Source organism: Paractinoplanes durhamensis (genome assembly GCF_016862175.1).
Lineage (GTDB): Bacteria > Actinomycetota > Actinomycetes > Mycobacteriales > Micromonosporaceae > Actinoplanes > Actinoplanes durhamensis.
Genome location: NZ_BOML01000012.1, coordinates 36,352 through 53,843, shown reverse-complemented (window position 1 = coordinate 53,843; position 17,492 = coordinate 36,352). Strand labels below are relative to the sequence as shown.

Sequence of the window (17,492 nt, the reverse complement as noted above, 5' to 3'; positions counted from 1 at the left end):
GGGCCGGCCGGTAGCGTCGCCCGCGTGAACGAGTTGGTCGAGCAGCACACGATCCTCGCGGTCGTGGTCGGATCCCGGGCCTACGGACTTGACGGCCCCGGCTCCGACCACGACCGCCGTGGCGTGTTCGCCGCCCCGACCCGCAGCTTCTGGGCCCTCGACAAGCCGCCCACCCACCTCGACGGCCCCCTTGCGGAGCAGTTCTCGTGGGAGATCGAACGGTTCTGCGTGCTCGCCCTGCAGGCCAACCCGACCGTCCTCGAAGTGCTCTGGTCCCCGCTGATCGAGAAGATCAACCCCGACGGAAAAGCCCTGCTTGCGGTACGCGACGCGTTCCTGTCCCGCCGCGTCGCGGACACCTACGGGGCGTACGCCCGGGACCAGCTCGCCCGGGTCGACGCCCGCCGGGAGCGCACCGGCGAGACCAACCACAAACAGGCCATGCACATGCTGCGGCTGCTGATGGCGGGCGCCCACGTGCTGCGCACCGGGGAGATCCTGCTCGACGTGCGCCCGTGGCGCGATCAGCTCCTGGCGGTCAAGCGCGGCGAGGTCCCGTGGGATTCGATCACGTCGTGGGCCGCTTCCCTGCAGGAGGAGCTGGCCGCGGCCGCGGAGGCGACCTCACTGCCCTCGTCCCCGGGCACCTCTGTCATAGATCAACTGCTTTACGACGTACGGGAAAGGGGGTTGACATGACCATCGACGTGCCGGAGTGGGCCGCCGAGACCGCGCACGCACTCCCCTACCCCTTGATCTTCGCGACCGTCAGCGGGGCGCATCTGTACGGGTTCGCGTCGGTCGACTCCGACCTCGACGTGCGGGCGGCGCACCTGTTGCCGGCGGCCGAGGTGCTCGGGCTGCGCAGCGGGCCGTGCCGCGCTGGAGGAGGCGCGGGATTCATCGCCGCTCCCCGCGGCGGCTTCCGAGTCGGCCGTCGAGGCCCTGCACGACCTCGTGGTCCACACCCGCCTGTCCACCGTGGGAGAACCGGCATGACGTTGCGGACAGCCGTTCCCGGCGATTTCGACGCCGTCCTGGCCCTCGCCGTCGACTTCTACGCCGAGGACGGGTTCGCGACGCCCCGCTCCCGCCTCGCCGCCCACCTGGAGCACCTGCTCGGCAGCGACGCCGCGCACGTGGCGGTGATTGCGTCGGGCGGGGCGGTCGTCGCGTTCGCGATCAGCACGTCCAGTTACGGCCTGGAGAACGGGCTGATCGCCGAGCTGGAGGACCTTTACGTCGCGCCGGACTTCCGGCGGCGTGGGCTGGCCGCTTCACTCATCGAGGACAGTGCCGCCTGGGCGACCGGGATCGGGGCGGCCCAGCTGGAGCTCGTGGTGGCCCCGAACGGGACGGACGCGTCGCATCTGTTCCGCTATTACCGGGCGGACGGTTTCGTCGACGAGGGACGCCAACTGCTGGCCCGGCCGCTCAGCGACCCGACGACCTGAAGTAGTCGTAGATCTCGGCGTGCAGGAACCGGTAACCCTCGCCGTCACGGATCATCAGGCCGCAGTCGGCGGCCTGCGCAAAAAACTTCCGCGGGCGGGGCGGCAGTATGCCGAACGCGACCGCCAACAGCCAGACACCGAACTCCTCGATCCCGACGGGTGGACGCCACCACCACCCCGAGCGTCACCAACGCCCAGTTCGGACCGGTCAGGTGCTGGACCGTGGAGGCGAGCCAGCAGCATGCAAGAGCTCGACGGTCAGCGGCACAGCTACGCCGGCGAGGGTCAACCCGGCCAGGAAGCCGGGGAGCAGCACCCAGCGGTAGGCGTAGAGCGAGGTTTCGCCCAGCAGGACAAGCTGGTAGTGCCAGGGCCACCGCACCCTGTATATGTGTGCCGGCGTCCGCTGCAGCCAGCGCCGCATTCGCACCGGCGAATAGTGCCCACTACGAAGCACCGCGGTGACGTACTGCTCGATGATGGCGTGACCCCGCCACCTCCGCATGGCAGCCATTGTGCCGGGCGGCGCACCTCACCAGGTCGGGAGCATGCCGCCGTCGATGCCGAAGTCGCTGCCGTTGACGTTGCCGGCCGCGTCGCTCGCCAGGAACAGCACGATCGCGGCCACCTCGTCCGGGGTGGAGAACTTGCCGCTCGGGATCTGGCTCTTCGCCTGCGCGACGATGTCCTCGGGCTTGGTGCCGGCGCCGGCCGAGACGGTGGCGGCCACGCCGTTGCCGCCGAGCCACAGGTCGGTCTCGACCGGGCCGGGGCTGACCGTGTTGGCGCGTACGCCCTTGGGGCCGAACTCCTTGGAGATCGACTTCGAGAACGACACCAGGGCCGCCTTGCCGGCGCTGTAGTCGACGACGAGGGGGTCGGAGAACCGCGCGTTGATCGATGCCACCGTGACGATCGAACCGTGGCCGCGCTCCACCATCGACGGCAGGGCCGCGCGGGTCATCCGCACCGCGGCCAGCAGGTTGAGGTCGATCGTCCGCGCCCACTCGGCGTCGGTCACCGACAGGAAACCGCCGAGCCGGGCCGGGGCGGTGCCGACGTTGTTGACCAGCACGTCGACCGTGCCGCCGGCCGCCTCGATCAGCGCCGCCGGGGCGGCCGGGTCGCTCAGGTCGGCCCGCACCCAGCGCACGTCGCCGCTCTTGGCGAGGGTCTCCAGCTCGGGGGTGCTGGTCCGGGCGGCCGCCAGGACGGTCGCGCCCGCTCCGGCCAGGGCCCGGACGATCGCCAGCCCGATCCCCTTGCTGGCGCCCGTCACGATCGCGGTCTTTCCCTGCATGGCCCCACCTTTACCTCGTCAGCATCAACATCGATGACGCTACGGCCAGGGTCAACCCGCCCGATTCAGTCAATCGACTGCGCCGCCGGCACCCGCCCGGGCGGGTGCGGAGCGCTCAGGCGGAGTGACGGACGAGGGCGCAGAACTCGTTGCCCTCCGGGTCGGCCAGGATCGTCCACGGCAGGTGGTCGTCGACGTCGGTGGCGCCGAGCGCCCGCAACCGGGCCAGCTGGGCCGGCCGGTCGTCGGCGAGGTCCGGCGCGGTGTCCAGGTGCACGCGGTTCCACACCGTCTTCGGCTCATCGACGCGAAGGAACTCCAGGTACGGCCCGACGCCCTTGGCCGACCGCAGCGACGCGTAATCGGCGGTCACCTCGTGCCGGGTCCACTCGACCGCTTCGCCCCAGAACCCGGCCATCGCCCGCGGATCCGCGCAGTCGACCACGACGGCGGCGATCGGCCCGGTGTCCCGGTATCTCTCCCGCGGCTCCAGCACGCAGAACTCGTTGCCCTCCGGGTCGGCCAGGACCGTCCACGGCACGTCCCCCTGGCCGATGTCGGCCGGCGTCGCACCGCGCTCGATCAGCCGGGCGACCAGCTCGGCCTGATGCTCGGCGGAGGTGGTGGCGAGGTCGAGGTGCACCCGGTTCTTCACCGTCTTGGGCTCGGCCGAGTTGATCAGGTCGATGCAGACCGCCGACGGGTCGGGCCAGTCGAACCCCACCGGCTCCAGATTGATCACGCCGGGGCCTTCGCTGGACAGATTCCAGCCGAGCGCCGCCGCCCAGAACCGCCCGAGCGCAGCCTCGTCGCGCGCCTTCATGTTCACCTGCACCAGCTGCATCGCCATATCGACGATCCTAGGAGCTACCCGCGAGGGCATCGCGCAACGAGGCCCGCGAGGAGACCCCGAGCTTGGGAAAGACCCGGTAGAGGTGAGCGCCGACGGTCCGCGGCGACAGGAACAGCTTGGCGCCGATCTCCTTGTTGCTCAACCCGCCCGCGGCCAGCTCGGCGATCTCCCGCTCCTGCGGGGTCAATGCCGAAGCGCCGTCGGCGGCACTCCCGGCCGCCGGCCCGGTCGCCTTCAGCTCGGCCTGCGCCCGAGCCGCCCACGGCACCGCGCCCAGCCGCTCGAACCCCGCCGCGGCCTCGGTCAGCACCGCCCGGGCCGCCGAGCGTTCCCGCTGCCGGCGCAGCCACATGCCGTGCGCCAGCTGCACCCGGGCCCGGTCGAACGGGAACTGCAGCGCCGCCGGATGAGCCGCCGCGGCCGCGAACCCGGCACCGGCGTGGTCGGTGAGGGCCAGCGCGGCGGTGGTGAGGAAATCCAGCCGCCCGGAGACCCCCGGCAGGTGCAGATCACGGGCCGCCGCCGCATGAGCCTGCGCCTGATCGAGGCGCCCGGTGTGCACCGCCGCCTCGACAAGATCGAAGAGCGTGCGAAGAGACAGCTGCGAGTACGGGCGGAAGGTGCCGGGTGCGGTCAGACCACTGGCGTACGCGTACGCCGCCTCGTAATCCCCCGAAGTCAGCCCGGCCGCCACCCCGATCGCCTCGGCCAGGTCGGTCAGGTACCCCACCCCGCGCGGCCGGGCCCAGCGGTCGAGCCGGTCGGCGGCCCGGTGCGCGGCCTCGACGTCGCCACGCCACGCCTGCACGAGCCCGGTGAACCCGTAGAACTGGTGCTCGAACAGCGTGTACCCGTGCTCGACGGTCAACTCGAGCCCACGCCGCCCGGTGGCCAGGGCGTCGTCCCACTCGCCGGCCGAGATCTGGTCGAGCATGACCAGCTGCAGCAGGGTCATCGCGTTGGTGACCGCCCCGCCGTGCTCCTCCCGGGCGGCCACCGACCGGACCAGGTCGCGGTGCTCGGCGAGCGCGTCGACGAAGAACGCCGCCACCCCGAGCCGCATGACGTCCCACGGCTGGCCGTCCCCGATCCGCCCGAACGCGGCCCGCACCCGGTCCCCCGCGCCGTGGCCGTGCCGGGCCACGTCGCCCCACGCGTCCCGGTAGAGCAGCGACATCTCGTCGGCCCCGGCGCAGAACCCCTCGGCCACCCGCCACATCGCCTCGTCGTGCGCGAACATGCTGATCGCCAGGAGCAGGTTGAGCAGCCGGGCCCGGGTGTCGGCATCGAGCGCACCCGCGCCGGACAGCGCCGCCGCCACCCGCCGGTGCGCCGCCCGCACGTCACCCTCGCGGTAGAGGGCCGCATACGCCGCGGTCAGCGCGGCCGCCGGCGACTGCGGACCGGCGGTCACCCGCAGCTCGTGCGCCTCGTCGAGCAGGGCCGCCTGCGCGGCCACGAACGCCGCCTCCTCAAGGCGCTGCGACCGGCCGGCCGCGGTCGGGCTCAGCTCGGCGGCCCGGGTCAGCATCGCCACCGCCGACGCCGCACCGCCACGCCCGCTGGCCGAGTGCGCCCCGTACTCGAGGGCCTCGGCGACCTCCTCGTCCGGGTCCACGGTGGCCGCCGCGATGTGCGTCGCGTACCGCTCGGCATCCTGTTCGTGCAGCTCGGCCAGGTCGCGGTGGGCGGCGTGCCGCTCGTTGGGCGAGGCCGTGCGCAGCAGCGCCGACCGGACCAGCGGATGCCGGAACACCACGTCCCCACTGGCCGGGTCGACGGTCAGCAGGCCGCTGTCGAGGGCTTCGCCGACGTCGGCAAGCCGGTAGCGGACCCGCCCCGCTCCCCCGCCGGCGACCAGGCCGTCGAGAGCAGCCCGGAGCAGCGCGGCCCGGACGGGCGGGCTCAGCGCGGCGATCCGCGCGCCGAAGAGCCGGTTGTCCGGTGTGGAGGAGGCGCTGGGCAGCGCCGCCCGGGGCAGCTCGACCAGGGCGAGCGGGTTGCCCTGGGCCTCGCGCAGGATCTCGTCGCGGGCGGTGTCGGCCAGCTCGGGCGCGATGGCCGCCAGGAGCTGCTCGGCCGCCGGGGCGGCGAGCGGCGCAACCACGAGCGAGGGCAGGCCGGCGGTGTCCCAGCCGGAGACGATCTCGGAGCGTACGGCGGCCAGCAGGTGCACCGCGTGCCCGGCGAGACGCCGCGCGATGAACGTGCACACCGCCACCGACTGCGGGTCGAGCCAGTGCGCGTCGTCGATGACCAGCAGCAGCGGCTCGGTGCCGGCGGCCAGGGCCAGCAGGTCGAGGACGGCCACGCCGAGAGCGAGGACCGACGGCGCTTCGTCGCTGCCCCGCCCGAAGATCGGGTCGAACGTGGCGCGGGTGGCCGGGTCCAGGCCCGCGGCGTACGGAAGCAAGGGGTAAAGAATTTGATGTAAGCCCGCGTAGGCGAGCTCCGACTCGGCCTCGGCGCCGATCGCCCGCAGCACCCGCCGCTCGCCGCCGGCTGCGTCGAGCAGCACGCTCTTGCCGACGCCCGCGTCACCGCGCACGACCAGCGCTCCCCCGGGGCCGCGGAGGAAGGCTTCGAGCGCGGCGAGCTCGGTGTCGCGGCCGACGATCTCAGTTGTCACGTAGGCGAACCTAACAACCCGTAGAGCGTCCTAGGATCCTACCCTTTTATGGTTCGGGTGGGTTGTCGGTTTACGCTGATCACATGCCCGCCACGACGCGAGAGGCCCCGGCCGTCCACCTGTCCCGGCCGCACCGTCCGGTTCTGGTCGCGGGCACCCTCGGCGAGCTGACCGGTCCCACCCGCGGGCTGGTCGAGCTGCCGCTGCGGCTCTGGTGGAACCCGATGCGCACGTTCGACCTCGGCGAGCCCACCATGCTGACGTGGATGTACGAGAACGTCCTGCGCGAGGCGATCCGGGTCGACGAGCTCCGGTCGTACATCGACGGGACCACCCTCGTACACCTGTGGCCGCAGTTGAATCTCCCCCGGGCCGTGCGGGCCGCGTGGGAGGCGCGGCATCCGCGCCTGCGCCGGGCGTGAGTTTCGAAAGCTTCTACCGCGACGTCGCCCGGGTCGCCCTCGCGGTCGCCGACAAGCACGGCTTCGTCCTCGGCGGCGGCGTCGCGTGGCTGGTCAACGGCCTGGTGGCCCGCCCGACCGAGGATGTCGACCTGTTCACCGACACGGCCGGCGGGGTGGCCGCGGCGGCCGGCGAGGTGAGCCGGGCGCTGGCCGACAGCGGCTACCGGGTGCTCCGCGAGGAGGGCGACGAGCTGTTCGCCGGGATGGACGAGGACATCCAGGAGTTCGTGGTCAGCCGGGACGGACGGGCGCTGCGGCTGACGCTGTGCCGGCTCGACCGGCACCGGGCGCCGGTGGTGATGGAGCTCGGCCCGGTGATGCACCTCGACGACCTGGTCGCCACCAAGGTGGCGGCGCTGGTCAACCGGCGCGAGGTGCGCGACTACATCGACGTGGCGGCCGCCCTCGAGCGCTACCCCCTCGACCGCATCCTGGAGCTCGCGCACGCCGTCGACCCGGCGCTGGATCCGGCGGACATCGCCGACGCCGGCCGCTACCTGGATCGCCTCGACGACGCCCGTTTCACCCTTTATGGGCTGGACGCGCCGCAGATCACGGAATTGCGGGCCAGGCTGGCCGCCTGGCCCCGTGGTTAGCGTCTCAGGCGCGGCGCAGCCAGTAGTTGAGCGTGAAGGGCCCGTGCCCGTACGTCGGTGAACCCCCCAGCACGTCCCCGACGCCGGTGGTCAGCTTCTCGATGGTGAAGCCGGCCTTGTCGAAGATCGGCTTGCAGGTCTTCTCGGTCAGCGACAGCGGATGCATGTGGTCCGCCTTGTCGTGCATGTCGAACGTGAGGAAAGCCAGCCCGTCCGGCGCCAGGTACTCCCGGATGTTGCGGACGATCTCCGCGAAGTCGAAGCAGTGGTCCAGCACGTTGATGCTGATCACCAGGTCGGCCCGGCCGACCAGGCCGTCGATCAGCTCCTCGGCCGGCCGCGAGTAGACCTCGGCGGCGTCCTTGAGGTCGCAGGCCGGGATCTCGGCCAGGAAGCGGTCGGCCAGCGGCTCCACCACGACCAGGTGCGCGTCGGTGAAGAACCGGGTCCGCAGCATGCTTCCGGCCCCGACGTCGACGACCACCTTGCCCGCGTACTGTTCCGGAGTGAAGCCGAAGTGGCGTAACAACCGGTCCGTCTGGTTCATGAAGTCGGGGGTCTTGCGCCACGTGTCGTTCTTGTGGAACTGGAACTCGCCGTCCTGGGCCACGGCGGCCCACGTCTCCCGCGACTCACTGGTCTTGGAGACGACGGCTTTGCGCCCCAGCAAGCGATTCACGATGCGCCGCACATCGATCAAGGTAGTCATGAGGGCGCAGGGTACGGCGACGCGGGCGGGAGCGGAACCCCCGTTTTCACAGATAACGCTAAGGTTTGCACATCATGACTTTGACTGATCGCCTTCCGGGCACGACCGAACCCGACGCGGTCTTCGACGCCTTCCAGAAATGGGCCACCGAGCAGGGCCTCGCCCTCTACACCCACCAGGAAGAAGCGCTCATCGAGCTGGCCACCGGGGCCAACGTCATCCTGAACACGCCGACCGGCTCCGGCAAGAGCCTGGTCGCCACCGGCGCGCACTTCATCGCCCTGGCGGACGGCCGCACCACCTTCTACACGGCGCCGATCAAGGCCCTGGTCAGCGAGAAGTTCTTCGCCCTCTGCGCGATCTTCGGCGCGCACAACGTCGGCATGCTGACCGGCGACGCCAGCGTCAACGCGGACGCGCCGATCATCTGCTGCACCGCCGAGGTCCTCGCCAACCTGGCCCTGCGCGAGGGCGCCGCCGCCGACGTCGGCCAGGTCGTGATGGACGAGTTCCACTTCTACGCCGAGCCGGACCGCGGCTGGGCCTGGCAGGTGCCGATCATCGAGCTACCGCAGGCGCAATTCCTGCTGATGTCGGCGACGCTCGGCGACACCACCCGCTTCGTCGACGACCTCTCCCGGCGCACCGGGCGGCCGACGGCCGTCGTGGCCAGCGCCGAGCGGCCGGTCCCGCTCATTTTCCAGTACGCGATGACACCGCTGCACGAGACCATCGAGGAACTGCTGGAGACCAAGCAGGCCCCGGTCTACATCGTGCACTTCACCCAGGCCGCCGCCCTCGAACGCGCGCAGTCGCTGATGAGCGTCAACATGGCGACCCGGGCCGAGAAGGACGCGATCGCCGTCGCGCTCGGCAACTTCCGGTTCTCGTCCGGCTTCGGCAAGCAGCTGTCCCGCCTGGTCCGGCACGGCATCGGCGTGCACCACGCCGGCATGCTCCCGAAATACCGCCGCCTGGTGGAGACCCTCGCCCAGGCCGGCCTGCTCAAGGTGATCTGCGGGACCGACACGCTGGGCGTCGGCATCAACGTGCCGATCCGCACGGTGCTGTTCACCGGCCTGTCCAAGTACGACGGGGTGAAGACCCGGCTGCTCAAGGCGCGCGAGTTCCACCAGATCGCCGGCCGGGCCGGGCGGGCCGGGTTCGACACCCTCGGCACCGTCATCGTGCAGGCCCCCGAGCACGTCATCGACAACGAGCGGGCCCTGGCCAAGGCCGGCGACGACCCGAAGAAGCGCCGCAAGGTGGTCCGCAAGAAGCCGCCGGAGGGCACCGTCGGGTACGCCCAGCCCACCTTCGACCGCCTGGTGTCGGCCGAGCCCGAGCCGCTCACCTCTTCGTTCCAGGTGTCGCACGCGATGCTGCTCAACGTGCTGGCCCGCGGCGGCGACCCGTTCGCGGCGATGCGGCACCTGCTCACCGACAACCACGAGGAACCGGCCGCCCAGCGCCGGCACATCCGGCGGGCCATCGCCATCGCCCGGGCGCTGATGGCCGGCGGGGTGATCGAGCGCACGGACGACGGGGTCTATCGCCTCACCGAGGACCTGCAGCTCGACTTCGCGCTCAACCAGGCCCTCTCCCCCTTCGCCCTGGCCTGCCTGGAGCTCCTCGACCGGGAGGCCCCCGACTACCCGCTCGACGTGGTGTCGGTGATCGAGTCGACCCTCGAGGACCCGCGGCAGGTGCTCTACGCGCAGCGCACCAAGGCCCGCGGCGAGGCGGTCAACGCCATGAAGGCCGAGGGCATCGAGTACGAGCAGCGGATGGAACTCCTCGAGGACGTCACCCACCCGCGGCCGCTCCTCGAGTTGCTGGAGAACGCGTACGAGACGTACCGGCGCGGGCACCCCTGGGTCGCCGACTACGAGCTCAAACCCAAGAGCGTCGTGCGGGACATGTACGAGCGGGCGATGACCTTCACCGAGTACGTGTCGTTCTACGGCCTGTCCCGCTCCGAGGGCCTGGTATTGCGGTATCTGGCCGACGCGTACCGGGCGCTGCGGCACACCGTGCCCGAGGACGCCCGCACCGAGGAGCTCGGCGACCTGATCGAGTGGCTCGGCGAGCTGGTCCGGCAGGTCGACTCCAGCCTCCTCGACGAGTGGGAACGGCTGCGCAACCCGGGCGCCGAGGTCGCCGAGGTCCGCCTCGACGACAAGCCGCCCGCGGTCACCCGCAACGTGCGCGCCTTCAAGGTCCTGGTCCGCAACGCGCTGTTCCGCCGGGTCGAGCTGGCCGCCCTGCGCCGCTGGTACGACCTGGGCGAACTCGACGGCGAGAACGGCTGGACATCCGACCGCTGGTCGGAGGCGATGGCCGACTACTTCGAGGAGTACGACGAGGTCGGCACCGGCCCGGCCGCGCGCGGGCCGGCCCTGCTGCACATCGACGTCGGCCCGACCGCGTGGACCGTCCGGCAGGTGTTCGAGGACCCGGACGGCGACCACGACTGGGGCATCGACGCCACCGTCGACCTGGCCGCCTCCGACGAGGCCGGCGCGGCCGCGGTGGTGGTCACCGCCGTCGGCCCACACTGATGTCGCCGCCGCTGTCCCCGCGGCGGCGGATCGCCGGGTTCGCCCTCGCCGCCGGCGGGCTGCCGCTGCTCACCGCGGTCACCGGGGAGATCTCCCTGTTCCTGGCGGCGGTGGTCGGGGTGGCCCTGGTCGGTGGGCTGTGGCCGGCCCTGCTGGCCGCGGTCGGCGGGTTCCTGCTGCTCAACTACTTCCACGTCGCACCGCTGCACACCCTGGCCGTGGCCACCGGCGAGAACCTCCTCGCCCTGGCCGCGTTCGTGGTGGTCGCGGTGGCCGTCTCGTGGGTGGTGGAGCTGGCCGCCCGGCGCAGCGCGCAGGCGCACACCCTGGCCGAGGTGGCCGGCGGCGTGCTGCGCGGCGGCCCCGACCCCCTCGACGGGCTGCTCCGGCAGCTGCGCGACACGTTCACGCTCGAGTCGGTGACGCTGCTGGAACGCGTACCCGGCGGATGGCACCCGGTCGCCGCCGTCGGCGAACCGCCCGCCGCAAGCCCGGCCGACGGCGACGCCGAGGTGACCGCCGACGATTCCCTGGTCCTCGTCCTGCGCGGCCGGCCGCTGACCGCCGGGAACCGGCGCATCGTCACGGCGTTCGCCGCGCAGGCGGCGGTGGCCCTGCGCCAGCAGCGCCTGGCCGCCGCGGCCGAGGGCGACAAGGTCCGCACCGCCCTGCTCGCCGCCGTCGGCCACGACCTGCGCACCCCGCTCGCCTCGGCGAAGGCCGCGGTGGCCGGGCTGCGCAGCACCGAGGTCGAGTTCGGCGAGCACGACCGCGCCGAGTTGCTCGCCACCGCCGACGAATCCCTCGACCGGCTGGCCGCCCTGGTCGCGAACCTGCTCGACATGAGCCGCCTGCAGGCCGGCGCGCTCGGCATGAGCCCCGCCGACATCGGCCTCGAGGACGTCGTCCCGGCCGCCCTCGACGAGCTCGGCCCGGCCGGCCGGGACATCTCCCTGCAGCTGCCCGACGACCTGCCCGCCGTGCACGCCGACCCCGGCCTGCTCGACCGGGTCCTGGTCAACGTGGTCGGCAACGCCCTGCGGTTCAGCCCGCCCGGCCGGCCGCCGTCGGTGACCGGCACCGCCCGCGGCGACCGGGTCGAACTGCGGGTGATCGACCACGGCCCCGGCATCCCGGCCGCCGAGTGGGAGCACGTCTTCCAGCCGTTCCAGCGCCTCGGCGACCGCGACAACCACACCGGCGTCGGCCTCGGCCTGGCCCTCTCCCGCGGCCTCGCCGAGGCGATGGGTGGTTCGGTGCAACCGGCCCACACGCCGGGCGGCGGCCTCACCATGATCGTGACCCTGCCGGCCGGGAGGACCTCATGACCCGCATCCTGGTCGTCGACGACGACCCGCAGATCCTGCGCGCCCTGCGGATCAACCTGCGCGCCCGGCAGTACGACGTGGACGTCGCCGCCGACGGCGCCGGCGCCCTGCACGCGGCCGGCGCCCACCCACCCGACCTGGTGGTCCTGGATCTGGGCCTGCCCGACATGGACGGCGCCGACGTGATCCGCGGCCTGCGCGGCTGGACCGCCGTGCCGATCATCGTGCTGTCCGGCCGGGCCGAGGGCACCGACAAGGTGGCCGCCCTCGACGCCGGCGCCGACGACTACGTGACCAAACCGTTCGGCGTCGACGAGCTGCTCGCCCGGATCCGCGCGGTCACCCGCCGGGCCCACCCGCAGGACCCGGCGGCCGGCGCCATCGTCACCGTCGGCCGGTACACGGTCGACCTCGGCGACCACACGATCAACCCCGAGCAGCGGCTCACCCCGACCGAGTGGCAGCTGCTCGAACAGCTGCTGCGCAACCCCGGCAAGCTGATCACCCAGCGCCACCTGCTCAAGGAGGTGTGGGGCCCGCAGTACGGCACCGAGACCAACTACCTGCGGCAGTACATGGCCCGGCTGCGCCGCAAGCTCGAGGACGACCCGACCCGCCCGAAGCACCTGCTCACCGAACCGGGCATGGGTTATCGCTTCCAGCCGTGACCACGCCCCGGCCGGATGTTCATCATTCGTGACACGCGACCGGACCCGTGCACTGATCCTGGTTGCGTCACCCGGGCGTCAGTAGCCTGGCCAGCAGCAGCCGTGTCACCCAGGCCCGGCGTCCGACCCCGACGGACCGGGAGCGACCATAGTGTCTCCACAGGTATCGGCAGAGGCGAACGTCAAGACGGCCGATGGGCGCACCCTGCGGTACCGGGTGCACGGCGCCACCGACGGTTACCCGGTCTTCCTCCTGCACGGCAGCCCCGGCAGTCGCCTCGGCCCGCAGCCGCGCGGCGGCGTTCTCTACCGCCTCGGCGTGCGCCTGATCAGCTACGACCGGCCCGGCTACGGCGGTTCCGACCGGCACCCCGGCCGCAGCATCGCCGACTGCGCCGCCGACGTCGCGTGCATCGCCGACGACCTCGGCCTCGGCACGTTCGCCGTGGTCGGCCGCTCCGGCGGCGGCCCGCACGCGCTCGCCTGCGCCGCGCTGCTCGGCGGCCGGGTCACCCGGGCCGGCGTGCTGGTCAGCCTCGCCCCGCACGAGGCCGGTGACGATCTCGACTGGTACGCGGGCATGAACGAGGCCAACGTCCGCGAGTTCAGCGACGCCCGCGCCGAGGAGCAGAAGCTGGTGGAGAGCCTGCGCCTGCGGGCCGACCGGACCAGGCGCAACCCGGCCAGCCTGCTCGAGGCGCTGCGCGGCCAGATCAGCGACGCCGACCGCCGGGTGGTCGCCGACCTCGCGATCGAGCGGCTGCTGCTGGAGGCGTACGCGGAGGCCTTCCGCTCCGGCCCCTACGGCTGGATCGACGACACCCTGGCGGTACGCCGCCCGTGGGGTTTCGCCCTCTCCGACGTCTGGCAGCGCGTGCTGCTGTGGCACGGTGCCGAGGACAACGTGGTGCCGGCCAGCCACACCCGCTGGCTGGCCGAGCGCATCCCGAACGCCGACCTGCGGGTCGAGTCCGGCTCGGCCCACTTCGGCGCCATGGTGACCCTGCCGTCGATCCTGTCCTGGCTGGTCCAGGACGACCAGCCACAGCTCTCGGCCGGCTAGAACGGTTGCGGGTCGAGCGTGCGGTGCAGGTAGCGCCGCTCCCGCATGGCCTCGACCGCCGGGTGGGCCGGGCCCAGCGCCCGGACCAGCCGCTGCAGCACCTCCTGCTCCTCGTCGGGTGACGGGCCGAGGAGGTCACGGCGGATCAGCGTCACGTTGGCCTCGGCGCGGATCGCGTCCGGGTGGTCCGGCCCGAGGACCCGTGCCGCCCGCTCGGCGACCGGCTGGAGCAGCTCGTACGCCTGCGGTACGGCACCCCACTCGGCCGCGAAGACGGCAAGGTTCGTCCAGGCCGCCATGGTGTACGGGTGTTCCAGCCCGAGCACCACCTGGAACTCGTCGGCCGCCCGCCGGGCCAACTCCCGCGCGGTGCCCAGGTCGCCGGTGGCCCGCGCCACCGCGGCGCGGTCGTGCAGGCAGAGCAGCGTGTACGGATGCCGGCTGCCGAACCGGTCGGCGTACCGGCGCTCCAGTTCGGCCAGTTCCGCCTCCGCGCTGGCCGGCTCGGCCGAGGAGAGAAGGCTGACCGCCCGGCTGAGCCGGCACATCAGCGTCGCCGCCGCGTCCGGCCCGAGCATCTGGTTCAGGTTCTCGTAGGCGAGCTCCAGATGCTCGGCCGCCTCATGGGCCCGGCCCGCGGCCCGCTCGGAGACCGCGAGGTTGGTCATCGCGGCGAACGTCGCCGGCGAGTTCTCCCCGAACGCCTCCCGGTGCCGCTGCAGGATGTCCCGCAACAGCGTCCGGGACGACTCGTACTCGCCGGCGTCGCGCAGGTCCCGGCCCAGGTTGCCACCGGTCGCCAGGGTGAGCGAGTGGGACCGGCCGAGCACCAGACCGGCCCGCTCGAAGGTCTCGGAGTCCCGGTCCCGGGCCGCCCGGAAGTCGCCGGCCAGCCGGAGCGACACCCCCAGATCGGCCAGCGCGCGCAGCGTTCCCGGGTGCTCCTTGCCGAAGGTCTCCACCCAGGCCGTCCCGGTCTGTTCGGCCAGCCGGTGGGCGTCCTGGTAGCGGCCCTGCGCGCGCAGGTCGGCCGCCAGCCCGCCCGCAGTGCTCAGGGTGTGCGGATGCTCCCCGCCCAGCAGGGCCCGCTGCTCGGCCAGGACGGCCTCGTCCATCGGCCGGGACGTGTCGAAGTCGGCCAGGTCGCGCAGGATGTTGGCGAGGTTGAAGCGCAGCTGCAGCAACTGCCGGTCGAGGACAGCGCGCTCGTCCGGGTCGACGAGGGTGTCCCGCCGGAGCTCCCATCGCCGCACGTAGTCCTCACCGGCCCGGCGGCCGTCGGCGAGAGCACCGCACTGCCAGAGGTAGCGGACCCGGTCGATGATCAGCCGGCGGACCGCCTCCACCCCGGACTCCCCGACCCGGGCGACCTCGAGGTGCGGCCAGATCCGGCCGAACCGGCGCCAGTTCGACGGGTCGTCGACCTCGCCGGCCGGGCGGGCCGCCGCCAGCACCAGGTGGGCCTCCCGACGGGTCCGGGCCCGGTCCGCCGGGGTCATCCGCTGCCGCACCACATGTTGCAGCATCTTGTGCACCCGGATCTGGCCGCCGTGCAGGTCCAGCGTCAGCAGGGCCAGGCGGCGGAGATGCTGGACCAGTGCACCGCGGTACATGGTTTCGCTGACCAGGGGGTCGAACGCGAGCAGCAGCTCGGCCATCCGGTCGCCGTAGACGAGTTCGAGGGCCACCTCGGGCGCCAGCACCGAGCACAGCTGCAACAGGCGGTACGCGGCCGTCGAGCGTTCCTCGAGGACCTGCAGCGAACGGTCCCAGATGGGCGGCAGGACGGCCAGGCCGTGCTCGCTGAGATGGCTCAGGTACTCGGCCACCGGTTTCCCGGTCTCGGCCAGCCAGGCGCCCGCGACGGTCAGCGCCACCGGCAGGTCGTCGACCGCCTCGGCCAGCCGGCCGGCGACGTCGGGCGCCATCGTCGGCACCCGGCGGCGCAGGTGGGCAACGCTCTCCCGGCGGGAGAACACGTCGAGCTCGATGGTTTCGGCACGCTCCGCCCAGCCGCCGTCCCGGGAGGTGATGATCACGTGGCCGCCGGGGCCGGACGGCAGGAACCGGCTGACCGCGGCGACGTCCTCGGCGCCGTCGAGGACGACCAGCCAGCGCGGCGCCGTCTCGCCGCGCGCCAGCGCGGAGAGCACCGTCCGGGCCTGCTCGTCGACGCTGCCGATGCCGGTCAGGCCCAGCTCCCGCCCCAGGTCGGCCAGCTGAGTGTCGATGAAGGGCACCGGGTCGGCGGTGATGCACCAGACGACGTCGTACGCGTTGCGGAAGCGATGCGCGTACTCCATCGCCAGCTGTGTCTTCCCGATGCCGCCCATGCCCAGCAGCGCCACCGGTGCCGCCCCGGACGACACCGCCGGGCGGACCGTGTTCGCCAGGCTGTCCCGGAGCGCGATCAGCTCGTCCTCGCGGCCGGAGAACTGCACGTTGCGCAGGGGCGCGCCGAACACCTGGGTGGCCCGGCCCGGATAGCGCAGGCCGATCCGGGTCCGGTCGAAGTCGTCGCCCGGGTGCCCGACCAGCTGGAGCAGACGGCTGACCGCCACCTCCTCGGGCTGGCCGGCCAGGAACAGCGAGTCGGCCGCCGGCTGCCCGCGCAGCCGCCGCACGTCGGCGACGTAGACCTCCAGCGGCGGACGGAGGTCCGCATCGACGAGCACCCGGGACTGCTCCTGGTCCGCGTTGGCCGGGGACACCACGATGAGCGGGCGGCCCGGCGGCATCGGCCGGCCGTCGGTGCCGGCGCCCTCGGTGACCAGGTTGACCTCCACCCCGGCGGTCTGCAGGACCCGGGCGATCCACTCGGCCCACAACCGGTCCGCGACGGCGTACCGCAGCGCGACCGTGTCCTCCTGCCGGACGGTCGCCCGCACGAACCGGGCCGCGGTCTGCAGCCGCAGCGGCTCGGCCAGCGGCGGCAACCCGGTCACCTCGCCGCCGGTGAGGTAACCGGTCAGCGTCTCGTAGGCGGCCAGCATCGAGGTGCGTGCGCCGGGCCGGTCGCCGAACGTCGCCAGGGTCTCCTCGTAGGCGTAGAACGACTGGTAGGGCACCTCGACCGCGGCCCAGTAAGTGTCCCGTTCGGCCGGCGTCAGGCCGTCGGGGAGGTCGCCGAACCGGAGCCGGGCCGCGAACCGGCCGGCTTCCACCCGGCTCTTCTCGGCCAGGTCGACCCGCATCGGCACCGGCAGGACCCGGACCGGGCGGCGGCCCTTGAGCAGGCGCACATTGGCCGCCACCGTGGCCGCGCCGCCGATGCCCTGCTCGCTGAACGTGAAGCAGTCGATCAGGACGTCGGGCAATTGGACGGTGCAGATGCCGGCCACGTCGCTCCACCCGGTCCGGCTGTCGAGCAACGCGTAGTCGTAGTGCGCCTTCATGTCGCCGCGCAGCGCGTCGAACAGCTGCCCACCGCCGAAGCGCTCGTAGAACTCGTCCCAGTCCCGCTCGAAGATGCTCCGCGCGTAGTTCTGGTCCTGGGTGCCGGCGCTCAGGAAGTCGATCCCGCCGCCACCCGGGAAGTGCGGCCAGTCGATGGTGAACGCGTGCCGGCTGACCCGGGCCAGGTCCCGATGCCAGTCGTCGGGGCGTTCCACGTCCTGCATGGTGGCCTGTTCGTAGCGCCGGACCAGCTCGACGACACCGCCGGCGGAGGCCAGCGCGCCCGGATCGATGAACGGCCGGAAGTAGCGGTGCAGGCCGGGCGAGTCGAGGTTCCAGTCGGCGACCAGCACCCGCTTGCCGTTCGCGGCCAGGATCCAGGCGACGTTCGCGAGGGCCATCGTCCGGCCCGTCCCACCCTGGTAGGAGTAGAACGTGACCACTGTGCCACCGGAGTCCTGAAGCATAGAC

Annotated in this window: 14 protein-coding genes; 8 read left to right on the top strand and 6 right to left on the bottom strand. The window is 72.6% G+C overall.

Going from position 1 to position 17,492, the window contains the following annotated elements; translation table 11 throughout:
* Window positions 1-24 precede the first annotated feature (24 nt).
* Both Adu01nite_RS06030 and Adu01nite_RS47580 read left to right on the top strand, forming a co-directional pair.
* The gene (locus Adu01nite_RS06030) at window positions 25-699 is read left to right on the top strand and encodes a nucleotidyltransferase domain-containing protein (protein WP_203725518.1); all 675 of its coding nucleotides are present in this window, start codon (window positions 25-27) and stop codon (window positions 697-699) included.
* Entirely contained in the window at window positions 696-1,454 is a 759-nt protein-coding gene (locus Adu01nite_RS47580; RefSeq protein ID WP_239132166.1) for a GNAT family N-acetyltransferase, read from the top strand. The genes Adu01nite_RS06030 and Adu01nite_RS47580 overlap by 4 nt, the downstream gene beginning before the upstream one ends.
* A gap of 208 nt (window positions 1,455-1,662) precedes the next feature.
* Here the strand turns inward: Adu01nite_RS47580 and Adu01nite_RS06015 are convergent, their stop codons facing one another.
* The 4 genes from Adu01nite_RS06015 to Adu01nite_RS06000 form a co-directional block, all read right to left on the bottom strand.
* Window positions 1,663-1,959: a hypothetical protein gene (locus Adu01nite_RS06015; protein WP_203725517.1), complete on the bottom strand. Its 297-nt coding sequence runs from the start codon at window positions 1,957-1,959 to the stop codon at window positions 1,663-1,665.
* 27 nt (window positions 1,960-1,986) lie between these two features.
* Entirely contained in the window at window positions 1,987-2,754 is a 768-nt protein-coding gene (locus Adu01nite_RS06010) for an SDR family NAD(P)-dependent oxidoreductase (protein WP_203725516.1), read from the bottom strand.
* 115 nt (window positions 2,755-2,869) lie between these two features.
* On the bottom strand, window positions 2,870-3,604 hold the full coding sequence (locus Adu01nite_RS06005; protein ID WP_203725515.1) for a VOC family protein: 735 nt from the start codon (window positions 3,602-3,604) through the stop codon (window positions 2,870-2,872).
* A 10-nt stretch (window positions 3,605-3,614) separates the two neighbouring features.
* Window positions 3,615-6,236 (bottom strand): AAA family ATPase, encoded by a 2,622-nt coding sequence (locus tag Adu01nite_RS06000; RefSeq protein ID WP_203725514.1) that lies wholly within the window; start codon window positions 6,234-6,236, stop codon window positions 3,615-3,617.
* A gap of 83 nt (window positions 6,237-6,319) precedes the next feature.
* On the opposite strand from Adu01nite_RS06000, the gene Adu01nite_RS05995 reads away from it, so the two are divergent.
* Window positions 6,320-6,658: a hypothetical protein gene (locus Adu01nite_RS05995; RefSeq protein WP_203725513.1), complete on the top strand. Its 339-nt coding sequence runs from the start codon at window positions 6,320-6,322 to the stop codon at window positions 6,656-6,658.
* Entirely contained in the window at window positions 6,655-7,296 is a 642-nt protein-coding gene (locus tag Adu01nite_RS05990; protein WP_203725512.1) for a nucleotidyl transferase AbiEii/AbiGii toxin family protein, read from the top strand. The genes Adu01nite_RS05995 and Adu01nite_RS05990 overlap by 4 nt, the downstream gene beginning before the upstream one ends.
* A 4-nt stretch (window positions 7,297-7,300) precedes the next feature.
* Here the strand turns inward: Adu01nite_RS05990 and Adu01nite_RS05985 are convergent, their stop codons facing one another.
* Window positions 7,301-8,005: a methyltransferase domain-containing protein gene (locus Adu01nite_RS05985; RefSeq protein ID WP_203725511.1), complete on the bottom strand. Its 705-nt coding sequence runs from the start codon at window positions 8,003-8,005 to the stop codon at window positions 7,301-7,303.
* A gap of 74 nt (window positions 8,006-8,079) precedes the next feature.
* Between Adu01nite_RS05985 and Adu01nite_RS05980 the strand changes: the two genes are divergently transcribed.
* From Adu01nite_RS05980 to Adu01nite_RS05965, 4 genes are all read left to right on the top strand, one after another.
* A complete protein-coding gene (locus Adu01nite_RS05980; protein ID WP_203725510.1) occupies window positions 8,080-10,566 on the top strand; it encodes a DEAD/DEAH box helicase in 2,487 nt (828 codons plus the stop codon).
* Window positions 10,566-11,894: a sensor histidine kinase gene (locus tag Adu01nite_RS05975; protein WP_203725509.1), complete on the top strand. Its 1,329-nt coding sequence runs from the start codon at window positions 10,566-10,568 to the stop codon at window positions 11,892-11,894. The genes Adu01nite_RS05980 and Adu01nite_RS05975 overlap by 1 nt, the downstream gene beginning before the upstream one ends.
* Entirely contained in the window at window positions 11,891-12,562 is a 672-nt protein-coding gene (locus Adu01nite_RS05970) for a response regulator (RefSeq protein WP_203725508.1), read from the top strand. Before Adu01nite_RS05975 ends, Adu01nite_RS05970 begins: the two co-directional genes overlap by 4 nt.
* A gap of 151 nt (window positions 12,563-12,713) precedes the next feature.
* Window positions 12,714-13,625: an alpha/beta fold hydrolase gene (locus Adu01nite_RS05965; RefSeq protein WP_203725507.1), complete on the top strand. Its 912-nt coding sequence runs from the start codon at window positions 12,714-12,716 to the stop codon at window positions 13,623-13,625.
* Here the strand turns inward: Adu01nite_RS05965 and fxsT are convergent.
* Window positions 13,622-17,488, bottom strand: a complete 3,867-nt coding sequence (gene fxsT, locus Adu01nite_RS05960) for an FxSxx-COOH system tetratricopeptide repeat protein (RefSeq protein WP_203725506.1) — start codon at window positions 17,486-17,488, stop codon at window positions 13,622-13,624. The genes Adu01nite_RS05965 and fxsT overlap by 4 nt on opposite strands.
* Window positions 17,489-17,492: the final 4 nt, after the last annotated feature.